Origin of the sequence: Pseudomonas simiae (assembly GCF_900111895.1) — a bacterium.
GTDB lineage: Bacteria > Pseudomonadota > Gammaproteobacteria > Pseudomonadales > Pseudomonadaceae > Aquipseudomonas > Aquipseudomonas simiae.
The window spans coordinates 278,911-293,845 of record NZ_FOKB01000003.1; the positions used below are offsets into that span (position 1 = coordinate 278,911).

Genomic DNA, 14,935 nt, shown 5'->3' on the forward strand with positions numbered 1-14,935 from the left:
CGATGAACCGAGTGTTGTACCCAGGAACCTTCGACCCGATTACCAAAGGCCATGGCGATCTGGTCGAACGTGCCTCACGCTTGTTCGACCATGTGATCATCGCGGTCGCAGCCAGCCCCAAGAAAAACCCGCTGTTTCCCCTGGAACAGCGCGTGGAGCTGGCGCGCGAGGTCACCAAGCACCTGCCCAACGTGGAAGTGGTGGGCTTTTCGACGCTGCTGGCGCATTTTGCCAAAGAGCAGAACGCCAATGTGTTCCTGCGCGGCCTGCGTGCGGTGTCGGACTTCGAATACGAGTTCCAGCTGGCCAACATGAACCGCCAACTGGCGCCGGATGTGGAAAGCCTTTTCCTCACGCCGTCGGAGCGCTATTCGTTCATTTCCTCGACGTTAGTCCGTGAAATTGCCGCTTTGGGCGGAGATATCACCAAGTTCGTGCACCCGGCCGTGGCCGATGCGCTGACCCTGCGCTTCAAGAAGTAAGACCGCTGAATCGGCGCCTGCTCGCACTGCGGGCGCCAATGCGGCACAATTGCGCGCATTAGTTTTTCAGATGCCTTGGCTGACTGCCGCGGCAGGAGTTTCCATGTCCTTGATCATCACCGACGATTGCATCAACTGCGACGTCTGCGAACCCGAGTGCCCGAACGCCGCGATTTCCCAAGGCGAAGAGATCTACGTGATCGACCCTAACCTGTGCACCCAGTGTGTCGGCCACTATGACGAACCTCAGTGCCAGCAGGTGTGCCCGGTGGATTGCATTCCTCTGGATGAAGCCCATCCGGAGACGGAAGAGCAGTTAATGGAGAAGTACCGGAAGATTACCGGTAAGGCTTGAGCTTTTTCAGTGCCTGTTGGTGCCTCATCGCAGGCAAGCCAGCTCCCACACTTGACCGCATTCAACCTGAAGAAACTCGGTCAATGTGGGAGCGGGCTTGCTCGCGAAGGCTGCATCAGCCATCACTCATCAATCAGCGCTGGCACTTAGGGCAAAACACACTCGCCCGCTGCCCCAGCACCACATTGCGCAATTCGCTCCCGCAGACCTTGCACGCCTCACCGCCCCGGCCATAGACGAACAGTTCCTGCTGGAAATACCCCGGCTGTCCGTCGCCGCCGATAAAGTCACGCAACGTGGTACCGCCGCGTTCGATGGCAGCAGCCAGCACACGTTTGATCTCTATGGCCAGCTTCAAGTAACGCCCGCGCGAAATGCCGCCAGCGGCCCGACGCGGATCAATCCCTGCCGCAAACAGCGCTTCCGTCGCATAGATATTGCCCACGCCCACCACCACCGCGTTATCCATGATGAAGGGCTTCACCGCCATCGACTTGCCACGGGACAGTTGGAACAGGCGCTCGCCGTCAAACAGGTCAGTCAGCGGCTCGGGCCCCAGGCGGATCAGCAGTTCGTGGTTGTGCGGGTCCTGGCTCCAGAGCATCGCGCCGAAACGCCGAGGGTCGGTGTAGCGCAGGGCCAGGCCCGACTCCAATTCGATATCCACATGCTCATGCTTGGCCGCCGGCATGCCGACCTCCACCAGGCGCAAGTTGCCGGACATGCCCAAGTGGCTGATCAAGGTGCCCACTTCGGCATTGATCAGCAGGTACTTGGCCCGCCGTTCCACCAGCACGATGCGCTGCCCGGACAGGCGCACATCGAGGTCTTCCGGGATCGGCCAGCGCAAGCGTCGTTCACGCACCACCACGCGGCTGACCCGCTGGCCTTCCAGGTGCGGCGCGATTCCACGCCGGGTGGTTTCGACTTCGGGTAACTCGGGCATGTGTACCTCGTGAAGAAAGGGTCAGTGGGCACCCAGTTCGCGGATCGACAACTTCATGCTTTCGAAGTCGTAGTCCGACAGGCCCACGTAGTCCAGCACCAAATGGCCGATGGCATTCCACTCATGGTCCACCGCCTGGTTGCCCAGCACCCGATAGGACGAGCAGATGTGCTCGGCCATCTTCAGGATCGCCAGCAGGTTTTTCAGTTGCGAATTGCGCGATGACTCATCGCTGAACACCGCCAAGGCGTTGTGGTGATTGGCGATGGCGTCGGTCACATGCTCCGGCAGACGCCAGGACTTGGCGGTGTAGTAGCCGACCACGGCATGGTTGGTGTTGAACGCGTTGTTTTCGGTGTCGACCACGCGGCTGTCGGGGCCGGCATTGGCATAAGCCTGCTCCAGTACCGACATGTAATTGGGGAAACGCTTAAGCATCAGCGGCACGCCGCAATCGTGGAACAGGCCCAGGGCATAGGCTTCGTCCACCGCCTGGGCGCCGGTACGCTTGGCCAGGGTGAGACAGGTCATCGCCACATCCTGAGCGGTGTCCCAGAAGCGGTTGAGGGTAACGATGGTGTCGTCGCTCATTTCGCCCTTGATCGACAGCGCGTTGATCAGGTTGATGATCGAACGGCTGCCCAGCAGGTTCACCGCACGCTGGATCGAGGCGATCTTGTTGCTCAGGCCGAAATACGACGAGTTGACGATCTTCAGCAGTGCACCGGACAGGCCCGGGTCTTGAGAGATCAACCGCGCGATCACTTCCAGGTCCGGGTCGGGCATGTACTGCTCCATCTGCAAATCCACCATGATTTGCGGTTGGGGCGGCACGCTGATGCCTTGCAGGGCCTGTTGGATCTGTTCGGCGGAAAGCTCTTGGGACATAAGTACACACTCTGGGCTAGGCGGGGATTCTAACCTCTATAGGAACCTGACTGACACCTCAAAAACCGATGGGAACCGGACCAAATGTGGGCGCTGGCTTGCCTGCGATGCAGGCGCCTCGATATAGCGGTCATACCGAGGTGATGCCATCGCAGGCAAGCCAGCTCCCACATGTCCGGCGGCGTCACAGAGTCCTATACAACAAGGTATACTCCCGCTCTTTTTTCCGGAGCGACGTCATGTCCCTGCCAAGCCTGCGTCTCAAAGCCAACGCCGATCGTCGTTTGCGCAACGGCCACCTGTGGGTCTACAGCAACGAAATCGACGTGGCCGCCACCCCACTCCACGGCTTCCAGGCGGGCGACCAGGCCATCCTCGAAGCGGCCGGCGGCAAGACCCTGGGCATCGTGGCCATGAGCCCGAACAACCTGATCTGCGCCCGCCTGCTGTCGCGCGACATCAAGTTGCCGCTGGACAAGTCGCTGCTGGTGCACCGCCTGAACGTCGCCCTGTCCCTGCGTGACCGCCTGTTCGACAAGCCGTTCTACCGCCTGGTCTACGGCGACTCCGACCTGCTGCCGGGCCTGGTGGTCGACCGTTTCGGCGACATCCTGGTGGTGCAGATCGCCTCGGCGACCATGGAAGCCCATAAAGAAGACGTGATTGCTGCACTGACCCAAGTGCTCAAGCCGAGCGGCATCCTGTTCAAGAACGACTCCGCCGCGCGCGACGCCGAAGGCCTCAACCGCTACGTCGAAACCGTGTTCGGCCTGGTACCGGAGTGGGTCGCGCTGGAAGAAAACGGCGTGAAATTCGAAGCCCCGGTGATCCAGGGCCAGAAGACCGGCTGGTTCTACGACCACCGCATGAACCGCGCGCGCCTGGCCCCGTATGCCAAAGGTAAACGCGTGCTGGACCTGTACAGCTACATCGGCGGCTGGGGCGTGCAAGCCGCGGCCTTCGGCGCCAGCGAAGTGTTCTGCGTCGACGCCTCCGCCTTCGCCCTCGACGGCGTGGAGCGCAATGCCGCACTGAACGGCTTTGCCGAGAAAATGACCTGCATCGAAGGCGACGTCTTTGAAGCGTTGAAAGAACTGAAAGCCAGCGAAGAACGCTTCGACGTGATCGTCGCTGACCCACCGGCCTTCATCAAACGCAAGAAAGACATGAAAAATGGCGAAGGCGCCTACCGCCGCCTGAACGAGCAAGCCATGCGCCTGCTCAGCAAGGACGGCATCCTGGTCAGCGCGTCGTGCTCCATGCACCTGCCGGAAGACGACCTGCAAAACATCCTGCTGACCAGCGCCCGTCACCTGGACCGCAATATCCAGATGCTCGAACGCGGCGGTCAGGGCCCGGATCACCCGGTGCACCCGGCGATTGCAGAGACGCGTTACATCAAGAGCATTACTTGCCGGTTGTTGCCAAATAGCTAACTAACACCGCCCCCTGTAGGAGCCGGCTTGCCGGCGATGGCATTATGCCTGGCGCTGCATCAGCGCCTGACCCACCGCTATCGCCGGCGAGCCGGCTCCTACAGTGGGTTGTGGATCTCCCACACGTCCTGTAGCCGCTATCTTCACGGTTCCGGCCATTCCCTCCAGCCGCCAGCGGTGTAGAATCGGCCTTATTCATCGCCAGTCATCCCCCGGCGGGTTTATGAGCTCGAGGCCCAAGCACGCGGCGATCCCGCGACGCGAGTGGCAACTTCCGGACACACGGCCATTTTTCGAGTGTTCCAGTCGTCAATTAGAAGCTCACTCCCCTTTGCACCTGATTAATAAGTGATTAGCCGCCCGGAGTGCTCCATGCCAGATTACCGCTCGAAAACATCCACCCACGGCCGCAACATGGCCGGCGCCCGCGCACTGTGGCGTGCCACGGGGATGAAAGATGACGACTTCAAGAAGCCGATCATCGCGATTGCCAACTCGTTCACCCAGTTCGTACCGGGCCACGTCCACCTCAAGGACCTGGGCCAACTGGTCGCCCGCGAGATCGAACGCGCTGGCGGCGTAGCAAAAGAATTCAACACCATCGCCGTGGACGACGGCATCGCCATGGGCCATGACGGCATGCTGTATTCCCTGCCGAGCCGCGAGATCATCGCCGACTCCGTGGAATACATGGTCAACGCCCACTGCGCCGACGCCATCGTGTGCATCTCCAACTGCGACAAGATCACCCCTGGCATGCTGATGGCCGCCCTGCGCCTGAACATCCCGGTGATCTTCGTCTCCGGCGGTCCGATGGAAGCCGGCAAGACCAAGCTCGCGTCCCACGGCCTCGACCTGGTCGACGCCATGGTCATCGCCGCCGATTCCAGCGCTTCTGACGAGAAAGTCGCGGAATACGAGCGCAGCGCTTGCCCTACCTGTGGTTCGTGCTCCGGCATGTTCACCGCCAACTCGATGAACTGTCTGGTGGAAGCCCTGGGCCTGGCCTTGCCGGGCAACGGTTCGACCCTTGCCACCCACAGCGACCGCGAGCAGCTGTTCCTGCAGGCCGGCCGTACCATCGTCGAGTTGTGCAAGCGTTACTACGGCGAGAACGACGAGTCGGTGTTGCCGCGCAACATCGCCAACTTCAAGGCGTTCGAAAACGCCATGACCCTGGACATCGCCATGGGCGGTTCCACCAACACCATCCTGCACTTGCTGGCCGCCGCCCAGGAAGCCGAGATCGAATTCGACCTGCGCGACATCGACCGCCTGTCCCGCCACGTGCCGCAACTGTGCAAAGTCGCGCCGAACATCCAGAAGTACCACATGGAAGACGTGCATCGCGCCGGCGGGATCTTCTCGATCCTCGGCTCGCTGGCCCGCGGCGGCCTGCTGCACACCGACCTGCCGACCGTGCACAGCAAGTCCATCGCCGAAGGCATCGCCAAGTGGGACATCACCCAGACCGACGACGAAGCCGTGCACACCTTCTTCAAGGCTGGCCCAGCCGGTATCCCGACGCAAACAGCGTTCAGCCAGTCCACCCGCTGGGACACCCTGGACGACGACCGTGAAAACGGCTGCATCCGCAGTGTCGAGCACGCCTATTCGAAAGAAGGCGGCCTGGCCGTGCTGTACGGCAACATCGCCCTCGACGGCTGCGTGGTGAAAACCGCCGGTGTGGATGAATCCATCCACGTGTTCGAAGGCAACGCGAAGATCTTCGAAAGCCAGGACAGCGCCGTACGCGGCATCCTCGCTGACGAAGTGAAGGCAGGCGACATCGTGATCATCCGCTACGAAGGCCCGAAAGGCGGCCCGGGTATGCAGGAGATGCTGTACCCGACCTCCTACCTGAAATCCAAGGGCCTGGGCAAAGCCTGCGCCTTGCTGACCGACGGTCGTTTCTCCGGCGGCACCTCGGGCCTGTCCATCGGCCACGCTTCGCCGGAAGCCGCTGCGGGTGGCGCCATTGGCCTGGTGCAGGATGGCGACAAGGTACTGATCGACATTCAAAACCGTTCGATCAACCTGTTGATCAGCGATGAAGAACTGGCCGCACGCCGGGTCGAGCAGGACAAGAAAGGCTGGAAACCGGTGGAGAAGCGTCCGCGCAAAGTCACCACGGCGTTGAAGGCTTACGCCCTGCTGGCCACCAGTGCCGACAAAGGCGCAGTGCGTAACAAAGCGATGCTCGACGGTCTGTAAGCTTCGCCCAAAAAAAATGCCCCGCCATGTGCGGGGCATTTTTTTGCCTGGAGATAATCTTCCCAAACAAAGGAGATCAACAGTGGGAGCTGGCTTGCCTGCGATGCTGACACCTCGCTATGCCTGATACACCGCGTCGATGCAATCTCAGGCAAGCCAGCTCCCACACTGATTGTGTTACTGAATCTCCTCCGGCTTGACGATCACCCAATTCTTGTCCGCCGTCACCGGCAACCCTTCCTTGGCCTGCGCCGCCGCATGCTTGGCGATCATGCCGTTCAGTTGGGTCATGTATTTGTCCTTGCGGTTGATCCACAGGTGGATGCCTCCCTTGGCCACGTCCACATCGTGGAACAGCATGTAGCCATCGCTGGTCGGCGTGTCGCCACCTACCAATACCGGTTTTTTCCACTCGTCGATGTAGGTGAGGATTGCCGCGTGCTTGCCGGCCATCCAGGTCGCCGGGGTCCACAGGTAAGGGGTGAGTTCCAGGCCGAGGTTGGCCTTCTCGTCATACTTGCCGGCCGTGATCTGTTTGCGCGCGGTGGTCAGCTCGCCGGTCTTGCGGTCCTTGAGCAGGGTGGTCACGCCGATGACGTTCTCGGGTTTGACGTTGTAGCCGTACTTCGGATCGGCAGCGACCATGCGCACCAGCTCTTCCGAAGCGGCGGTCATTACATACACCTCGATGCCGTTTTCCATCAGCTTGTTGTACAACTCTGCCTGGCCGGTGAAGACTTTCGGCGGTTGCACCTCAGACTTCTTCACCACGTCGCCTTCGAAATAGCTGACGGGCACGGGTTTGCCGGAGGCCATCAGCTCATCGACCTGCACCTTGAGTTCCTTGAGGGTGAAGCCCGAGAACACCTGAGCGACCCACGGGTAGCAGACCATGTCGTCCACTTCGCAGAGGCGATAGTAGTAACTGAACAGACTTTCCTTATGGTCGGCGGTGTCTTTGAACGGCATAAGCTTGAGCGACGGATCAAGGCTGTCACGGGTGATCAAGCCCTTGTTTTCCATGTAGGGCAGCAGGGATTCTTCAAGGTCGTAGCGGTAGCTGGTGTTGTCCATGTCAAACACCGCGTAATTACCCTTGTTGGCGTTGGCGGTGATCATTTTGCTCAGTTGCTCGGCGGCCGGGGCCGGCCAGTGTTTCAACTCGGTGGCGGCCATGGTTTGTCCGGCAAGGCCCAGACACAGCGCTGCGGCAAACAATCTCGAAGCAAGCTTCATATGCGTTTTCTCCCTGAGTTAAAAACATCGACGCTAACAAATCCCTGTGACAGTTACCGCCCGAGCGCGACCGCTTGCGTCGTGATAGCGCCAACGGCATGTGCCTGAGCGTCAAATGCTTATTCCAAAAACGACGGTCACCATTCCATATCGGTATTAAATCATTATATTTCAAGCTGTTAGGATTTTCGGTTCGCAATCGCAGGCTCACGCGATTGGCTGCCTTCTGAACGGAGCTTCAATGAATCTGCCCCTGATTCTCAACTTATTGGTGTTCGTAGCCCTGCTGCTGGGCCTGGCACAAACCCGTCGCACAACCTGGAGCCTCGCCAAGAAGGTGTTATGTGCCCTCGTACTTGGCGTGGTGTTCGGCACTGTCTTGCACACGATCTACGGCGACGGTAACCCGGTGCTCAGGGCCTCCATCGGCTGGTTCGACCTGGTCGGTAACGGCTATGTGCAACTGCTGCAAATGATCGTGATCCCGCTGGTATTTGCCTCGATCCTGAGTGCAGTGGCGCGTCTTCACAACGCATCGTCCCTGGGCAAGATCAGCTTCCTGACCATCGGTACCTTGCTGTTCACCACGGCCATTGCGGCGCTGATCGGTATCGGTCTGACCAACCTGTTCGGCCTCACCGCGGAAGGCCTGGTGGCCGGCACCCAGGAAATGGCGCGCCTGCAAGTGATCCAGAGTGATTACGCAGGCAAGGTCGCCGACCTGAATATCCCGCAACTGCTGCTGTCGTTCGTGCCGGCCAACCCGTTCGCCGACCTGGCCCGGGCCAAGCCAACCTCGATCATCAGCGTGGTGATCTTCGCCGCCTTCCTGGGGGTTGCCGCACTGCAACTGCTCAAGGATGACGTGGAGAAAGGCCAGAAAGTCCTCAACGCCATCGACACCCTGCAAGCCTGGGTGATGCGCCTGGTGCGCTTGGTGATGAAGCTCACGCCTTACGGCGTATTGGCGCTGATGACCAAAGTGGTGGCCGGTTCCAACTTGCAGGACATCATCAAGCTCGGCAGTTTTGTGGTGGTGTCGTACCTGGCCCTGGGCCTGATGTTTGTGGTGCACGGCCTGCTGCTGTCCCTGGCCGGGATCAACCCGCTGCGCTTCTTCCGCAAGGTGTGGCCGGTGCTGACCTTCGCCTTCACCAGCCGCTCCAGCGCGGCGGCGATCCCGCTGAGCATCGAAGCGCAGACCCGTCGCCTGGGTATCCCGCAATCCATCGCCGGTTTCGCCGCGTCGTTTGGCGCGACCATTGGCCAGAACGGCTGCGCCGGCCTCTACCCTGCGATGTTGGCGGTGATGGTCGCGCCGACCGTAGGCATCAACCCGCTGGACCCGTTGTGGATCGCGACCCTGGTGGCGATTGTGACCTTGAGTTCCGCAGGCGTCGCCGGCGTGGGCGGCGGTGCGACCTTCGCCGCGTTGATCGTGCTGCCGGCCATGGGCTTGCCGGTGTCACTGGTGGCGCTGCTAATTTCCGTAGAGCCGCTGATCGACATGGGCCGTACGGCGCTGAACGTGAATGGTTCGATGACGGCGGGTGCGATCACCAGCCAGGTCATGGGCCAGACGGATAAGGCGTTGCTGGATGCGGATGAGCATGCCGAGTTGGCGCAGGCCTGATAGGCCGTATTCGCGAGCAAGCCCGCTCCCCCTTTTGACCGCATTCTCATGTTGGAACTCGGTCAAATGGGGGAGCGGGCTTGCTCGCGAAGCTCTTAGGCTTTCTCCCAGACCTCGAAGTTGTACGCCGGCTTATCCCCTTGCGCCGCATTCTCCAGATTGGAAACCAGCTTCCACTGGCCCACATCAAACTCCGGAAACCAAGCATCCCCTTCCGGGCTCAACGCCACACGCGTCAAATACAGGCGATCCGCCTGCTCCAGCCCCTGCGCATACAACTGCGCACCGCCGATCAACATCAGCTCGTCAACGCCTTGCGCCTTGGCCCATTCCTCAGCGCGCTCTACTGCCGCGTCCAGTGACGGAAAAACTTCCGCACCTTCCAGCACCAGATCGGTCTGACGGCTAACCACAAGGTTCAAGCGTCCCGGCAGCGGTCGGCCCAGGGAATCCCAGGTCTTGCGCCCCATGATGATCGGCTTGCCCAAGGTGGTGGCCTTGAAATATTTGAAATCCCCCGGCAAGTGCCAGGGCATGCTGTTGTCGACGCCGATCACACGGTTTTCACCGAGGGCTGCGATCAGGCTTAAAGGGAGAGTTTTTTTCATGGCGACGAGAATACCAGAGCCCCGAGTCAGAGGTTATGCTCCAGGCTCACAAACACAACAGGACAACGCGTGACTCCTCTGCACACACTTTGGCTGACAGAAACCGTGCGCCTGCGCGAAGAACACGCGGGCCCGCTGGAAGACCTGGAAGCCAACCGCCTGGCCCGCACGGCCGGTGGCGACCTGCCGACGCGCATTCAGCAGCGTGCCCTGCACCTGGCCGAGCGCGATGGGCTCACGGTTGCCCTCACCCGTTGGTTGCAAGGCGCACGTCTGGCGCTGGTGCTGCTGGCGATTGTCGCCGTGATCAGCGGCGCAGGGCTGGCGTTTGCAGCATTGGGCAACGGCATCAACCCGGTAAACGTGTTCTGGGCTCTCGGCAGCCTGCTCGGGTTGAATCTCATCCTGTTGATCAGTTGGGCCCTGGGCCTGCTGTTTGCCGGTGAACACAGTGCCAGCCTTGGGCGACTGTGGTTGTGGCTCAGCGAGAAACTCGCCCGTGATGCCAAAGCCGCACAACTGGCCCCAGCATTGTTACTGCTACTGCAACGGCAGAAGCTCAATCGCTGGGCCGTGGGCGTGCTGGTCAACAGCCTGTGGTTGCTGGCGTTGCTCAGCGCCATGGTGATTCTTCTTACGCTGCTCGCCACCCGTCGCTACGGCTTCGTGTGGGAAACCACCATTCTCGGCGCTGATACTTTCGTCGCTGTGACCCAGGCCCTCGGCACGCTGCCCGCTCTGCTGGGCTTCAACGTGCCGACCGTCGAGATGATCCGCGCCAGCGGCGACTCCGCCCTGAATATCGAAAGCGTCCGCCAAGCCTGGGCCGCCTGGCTGGTGGGTGTGTTGCTGGTCTATGGCATGCTGCCCCGCCTGATCCTCGCCCTGCTGTGCCTGTGGCGCTGGAAACGTGGGCGCGCCGCCCTGCGCCTGGACCTCAACCTGCCCGGCTACAGCCAATTGCGCGAACGCCTGATGCCGAGCAGCGAACGTCTTGGCGTCAACGATGCCGCGCCCGAACAGCTGCACCACGTCAGCGGCGGCGTCAATGAACTGGAAAGCGATGGCGCCCTGCTCGTCGCCATCGAACTGGACGACCAACATCCCTGGCCCCCCAAACTGCCCGCCAGCGTGAAGAACGCCGGCATCCTCGACAGCCGAGAGTCGCGCAACAAACTGCTGGAACAACTCACACGCTTCCCACCCGCGCGCCTGGCTATCGCCTGCGACCCACGGCGTTCGCCGGATCGCGGCAGCCTGGCGCTGATCGCCGAACTCGCCCGCAGCGCCACCGCCACCCGCGTCTGGCTGCTGCAAGCGCCGCCCGGCCAGGCGCTGGACGCCGAGCGCCTGGGTGACTGGCACACCGCGTTGCAGCAACTTGAGTTGCCTTTCGCCGACTGCGCGCCGTTGAACTGGTTGGAGACTGGCCATGACTAAGCCCCTGAAACTCGCCGTGGTCGGCCACACCAATGTCGGCAAGACCTCGCTGCTGCGCACGCTCACACGCGACGTGGGTTTCGGCGAAGTCTCCCATCGCCCCAGCACCACGCGGCATGTGGAAGGTGCGCGGTTGTCGGTGGACGGCGAGGCCTTGCTGGAACTGTACGACACGCCCGGTCTGGAAGACGCCATCGCCCTGCTCGATTACCTGGAGCGCCTGGACCGCCCCGGCGAACGCCTCGACGGCCCCGCCCGCCTGGCGCGCTTCCTGGAAGGCAGCGAAGCCCGCCAGCGTTTCGAACAGGAAGCCAAGGTGCTGCGCCAACTGCTGGCCTCCGACGCCGGCCTCTATGTGATCGACGCCCGCGAGCCGGTGTTGGCCAAGTATCGCGACGAGCTGCAGGTACTGGCCAGTTGCGGCAAGCCGTTGCTGCCCGTGCTCAATTTCGTCAGCAGCAGCGACCACCGCGAGCCGGACTGGCGCGAAGCCCTCGCCCGTCTTGGCCTGCACGCATTGGTGCGATTCGACAGCGTGGCACCGCCGGAAGACGGCGAACGGCGCCTGTATGAAAGCCTCGCCCTGCTGCTGGAAAACGCGCGGCCGCAGCTGGAGCGGTTGATTCTTGATCAGGAAGCTCAACGCAAGGCCCGCCAGCAAAGCGCTGCGCGACTGATCGCGGAGTTGCTGATCGACTGCGCCGCCTGTCGCCGCAGTGTGGTCACTGAAGATGAGCAACAAGCCATCGGCGACCTGCGTAAAGCCGTGCGGCAACGCGAACAAAAATGCGTGGAGGCGCTGCTCAAACTGTTCGGCTTCCGCCCGCAAGATGCCGCTGCCAGTGACTTGCCGCTGCTGGACGGGCGGTGGGGCGATGACCTGTTCAACCCGGAAACCCTCAAGCAACTCGGCGTGCGCGTCGGCGGTGGAATCGCCGCAGGCGCGGCGGCCGGTGCGGGGGTGGATCTGCTGGTCGGCGGCCTGACCCTGGGCGCCGCCGCCCTGGCCGGCGCGATTGCCGGTGGCGCGCTGCAAACTGCCCGCAGCTATGGCAGTCGGTTGCTGGGCAAGATCAAAGGCCAGCGCGAACTGACCGTCGACGACAGCGTGTTGCGCCTGCTCGCCCTGCGTCAGCGACAGCTGCTCAAGGCCCTTAACCTGCGCGGCCATGCGGCGATGCACAGCATCAAGGTCGACACGCCCCAAGACAAGACGTGGCGCGAAGGCAAGTTGCCGGACGCACTGCACAAAGCCCGCGCCCACCCGCAATGGTCGTCCCTCAACCCTCACGCCAGGTTGAGCCAGGCCGAACGGCAGGATCAGGTCGAAGCCCTGGCCGCTCGGCTTGATGAGACCTGATCGGGTTATTGCTTAAACCACCCAAACGCCAGGAAGGCCGTGCAGAGCGAGCGAATCAGCTCTTTATCGGCTGTATTGGCTATTCCGTTGCGGTCGATGTCGCTATTGGTGAAAGACTCCAACACCCCGTCACTGTCGCCGTCATAAGCAGCCGCTTGGTAAACCAGCGACGACGTGCACCCAGACGTCGTGCGCTCATGGAAGTCGAGTTTGATCGCGTTGGGCATCCCGGTTTTACCGAAGTGATCGACGTACATCGTCAACGTACGCTGCCAATGGCTGCGCTGATTGAACCAGCCCAGTTTCAAGAAAGTGTCGGCAAAGCTATCCACCCGCTCGGTATCCAGCATGCGCGGCCGGCTGGCGAGGTTCAGATCCTCAGCCCAATGCAGATCGACACGGCCATCGGCACTCATGTCCACCGCGAAGATCTCGTGAACCAGTTCATCCGGGCAACCCACCTGATGCTCATAAAAATGCAGGATGACCGTATCGGCGCGGCCATTACCACTCATGTCCTGAGCATTGGCTTTCAAGTAACGCATCAGTGTTGCTCCTTAAGATAAGAAACAAACACCTTAATGACGCGATGCACCCGCCTCCAGACGGCGAGTCTGCGTTAGGTGTAAGGCCTGTCTACGCAGCCAGTAGCCGCGCAGCCATTGCCTTGAGCACCTGCAGGTCAAGCACCGGCACATGCATCTGCTTGGCCTGTTCGTCCCAATGACGCATGCGCAAACTGACAGCACACAACGGGTCCTGCTCGAAGGCATGAGCCTCATCGGCGCTCATCGCCCCGCCCTGGTACGCCAGGGTACGGCGACTGGCTTCGCTCAGGCAGGCGTAGTAGTCCGGCTGACTGAAGGTCAGATAACGCTTGGCCTGCACGTGATACTCCACCAACTTGGCCATGCGCTCGCTGAACCCTGCGCGACGCAGATAATCCGCCCCCAGCCGTTCGTGGCTGACCACGCCAAAACCGCCCATGTTTTCCCCACCCTGGCCACAGATATGCCCGATGTCGTGGAAAAACGCCGCCAGCACCACTTCGTCGTCAAAGCCTTCGGCCATGGCCAGCTGCGCAGCCTGGGACATGTGCTCGATCTGCGACACCGGCTCGCCGATGTAATCCGCCGTGCCGTGTTGCTCATACAAGCCGAAGATTTCGGCGAGGGTCTGTTGCGGGTTCATCACGCAGCGCCCCACAGTGTTGTGATATTCCGCTCGGCCATCGCCGGCCCCACGCTCATGCCCACGCCGGTGTGCATCAACGCCGCGCTCAGCCCCGGCGCAGCCCGCAGGAATGAAAACGGCCCCGGCCCCCGCGAGCCGTACACCCCCTGCCAACGCTCTACCACCTGGATCTTGCAGCCCAAGGTCTGTTCAGCCAGTTCGATCATCCAGTCATCCACCTGCTCGGCATTGAAGGGCGACGCGTCGCTGCCGTAGTCATGGGAGTCGCCTATGATCAGCTCCCCATGGGGCGTCGGGCTGATCAGCAGGTGAATGCCGTGTTCGTGCAGGTGCGGCGCCTCCTGCAGGATGTGCGCCTGCACCGGCGCCGCTTCCGGCAGATCGGCGAAGGCACCGTAATGCACGCAGCTCAAACCGGTGAGCAATGCGTGTTGCAGGTTCAGATTGACCGCGGGCCGGGCACGCAACATTTGCAGGCGGCAGATGCTCGGGTTGAGTGCGGCCATCGCGTCGGCCAGCAGGGTTTGGTAGTCATGGCCGGAGCACACGATGATCTGCTCGCCGCGAAAGGTCCCCGCAGTACTGTGCAACTGCCCCGGCTCGACGTCGCGCACCAAGGTGGAGAAGTAAAACTCCACGTTCAGCTCTTGCGCCAGGTAGTTGATCAGCGCCGGGATCGCTTCACGGGAATACAGTTGCTGATCTTCCTTGCCGTGCAGCGCAGCGCGGTGATGGCGGAACTGGCCACCGTACAGCGCCTTCATCGCCGTGCCCTGCAGCAGCTCGACATTGTAGCCGTGCTCTTTTGCACGCCCTTCACAGAAGGCTTCCAGCAAGTGTTCTTCCGCTTCGGTACGGGCGAACAGGTACGAGCCGTTGCGCTTGAGTTGCAGCCCGGCGACCTGCGCCCAATGGCCCCAGATTTCACGGCTTTCCCGTGCCAGCTCCAGCATCGACCCCGGCGGTTGGCCGGTGACCAGGGCCTGGCCGAAATTGCGTACCGAGGCGCCCAAGGGGGTGGCGCTGCGTTCGAACACCTTGACCTTGAGGCCGCGCTTGGCGGCGGCGAAGGCGTGGGACAGGCCGAGGATACCGGCGCCAATAATCAGTAGATCACTGTGCTTCGTCATGGATTTCGCAGTC

14 protein-coding genes are annotated in these 14,935 nt (G+C 61.6%); 7 read left to right on the top strand and 7 right to left on the bottom strand.

Annotation, left to right across the window (positions count from 1 at the left end; all coding sequences use genetic code 11):
- Window positions 1-2 precede the first annotated feature (2 nt).
- Window positions 3-482, top strand: a complete 480-nt coding sequence (gene coaD, locus BMZ57_RS11295; protein ID WP_003176711.1) for a pantetheine-phosphate adenylyltransferase — start codon at window positions 3-5, stop codon at window positions 480-482.
- A 103-nt stretch (window positions 483-585) separates the two neighbouring features.
- The gene (locus BMZ57_RS11300) at window positions 586-837 is read left to right on the top strand and encodes a YfhL family 4Fe-4S dicluster ferredoxin (RefSeq protein ID WP_003195146.1); all 252 of its coding nucleotides are present in this window, start codon (window positions 586-588) and stop codon (window positions 835-837) included.
- A gap of 133 nt (window positions 838-970) precedes the next feature.
- On the opposite strand, the gene mutM is transcribed toward BMZ57_RS11300, so the two are convergent.
- Entirely contained in the window at window positions 971-1,783 is an 813-nt protein-coding gene (gene mutM, locus BMZ57_RS11305) for a bifunctional DNA-formamidopyrimidine glycosylase/DNA-(apurinic or apyrimidinic site) lyase (RefSeq protein ID WP_010207270.1), read from the bottom strand.
- Window positions 1,784-1,804: 21 nt separating this feature from the next.
- Window positions 1,805-2,617 (bottom strand): HDOD domain-containing protein, encoded by an 813-nt coding sequence (locus BMZ57_RS11310; RefSeq protein ID WP_175439655.1) that lies wholly within the window; start codon window positions 2,615-2,617, stop codon window positions 1,805-1,807.
- A gap of 293 nt (window positions 2,618-2,910) precedes the next feature.
- Between BMZ57_RS11310 and BMZ57_RS11315 the strand changes: the two genes are divergently transcribed.
- Together BMZ57_RS11315 and ilvD are read left to right on the top strand one after the other, a co-directional pair.
- Complete coding sequence (locus tag BMZ57_RS11315) at window positions 2,911-4,107, top strand: class I SAM-dependent rRNA methyltransferase (RefSeq protein ID WP_003195152.1); 1,197 nt, start codon at window positions 2,911-2,913, stop codon at window positions 4,105-4,107.
- Between the two features lie 372 nt (window positions 4,108-4,479).
- Complete coding sequence (gene ilvD / locus BMZ57_RS11320) at window positions 4,480-6,321, top strand: dihydroxy-acid dehydratase (protein WP_069672936.1); 1,842 nt, start codon at window positions 4,480-4,482, stop codon at window positions 6,319-6,321.
- A 177-nt stretch (window positions 6,322-6,498) separates the two neighbouring features.
- On the opposite strand, the gene BMZ57_RS11325 is transcribed toward ilvD, so the two are convergent.
- Window positions 6,499-7,557 (bottom strand): HAD family hydrolase, encoded by a 1,059-nt coding sequence (locus tag BMZ57_RS11325; RefSeq protein ID WP_021492660.1) that lies wholly within the window; start codon window positions 7,555-7,557, stop codon window positions 6,499-6,501.
- 241 nt (window positions 7,558-7,798) lie between these two features.
- On the opposite strand from BMZ57_RS11325, the gene BMZ57_RS11330 reads away from it, so the two are divergent.
- Entirely contained in the window at window positions 7,799-9,190 is a 1,392-nt protein-coding gene (locus tag BMZ57_RS11330; RefSeq protein WP_069672937.1) for an L-cystine transporter, read from the top strand.
- A gap of 95 nt (window positions 9,191-9,285) precedes the next feature.
- On the opposite strand, the gene BMZ57_RS11335 is transcribed toward BMZ57_RS11330, so the two are convergent.
- Window positions 9,286-9,798 (bottom strand): dihydrofolate reductase, encoded by a 513-nt coding sequence (locus BMZ57_RS11335; protein WP_010207277.1) that lies wholly within the window; start codon window positions 9,796-9,798, stop codon window positions 9,286-9,288.
- A gap of 69 nt (window positions 9,799-9,867) precedes the next feature.
- Between BMZ57_RS11335 and BMZ57_RS11340 the strand changes: the two genes are divergently transcribed.
- Both BMZ57_RS11340 and BMZ57_RS11345 read left to right on the top strand, forming a co-directional pair.
- Complete coding sequence (locus tag BMZ57_RS11340; RefSeq protein WP_069672938.1) at window positions 9,868-11,238, top strand: DUF2868 domain-containing protein; 1,371 nt, start codon at window positions 9,868-9,870, stop codon at window positions 11,236-11,238.
- A complete protein-coding gene (locus BMZ57_RS11345; protein ID WP_044288027.1) occupies window positions 11,231-12,598 on the top strand; it encodes a DUF3482 domain-containing protein in 1,368 nt (455 codons plus the stop codon). Before BMZ57_RS11340 ends, BMZ57_RS11345 begins: the two co-directional genes overlap by 8 nt.
- Before the next feature lie 5 nt (window positions 12,599-12,603).
- Here the strand turns inward: BMZ57_RS11345 and BMZ57_RS11350 are convergent, their stop codons facing one another.
- The 3 genes from BMZ57_RS11350 to BMZ57_RS11360 all read right to left on the bottom strand — a co-directional run bounded on the left by BMZ57_RS11350 (window position 12,604) and on the right by BMZ57_RS11360 (window position 14,922).
- Window positions 12,604-13,143: a hypothetical protein gene (locus BMZ57_RS11350; RefSeq protein ID WP_042571409.1), complete on the bottom strand. Its 540-nt coding sequence runs from the start codon at window positions 13,141-13,143 to the stop codon at window positions 12,604-12,606.
- Window positions 13,144-13,234: 91 nt separating this feature from the next.
- The gene (locus BMZ57_RS11355; protein ID WP_010207283.1) at window positions 13,235-13,789 is read right to left on the bottom strand and encodes a phosphonate degradation HD-domain oxygenase; all 555 of its coding nucleotides are present in this window, start codon (window positions 13,787-13,789) and stop codon (window positions 13,235-13,237) included.
- Window positions 13,789-14,922: a TIGR03364 family FAD-dependent oxidoreductase gene (locus BMZ57_RS11360; RefSeq protein ID WP_042571408.1), complete on the bottom strand. Its 1,134-nt coding sequence runs from the start codon at window positions 14,920-14,922 to the stop codon at window positions 13,789-13,791. The genes BMZ57_RS11355 and BMZ57_RS11360 overlap by 1 nt, the downstream gene beginning before the upstream one ends.
- Window positions 14,923-14,935 lie beyond the last annotated feature (13 nt).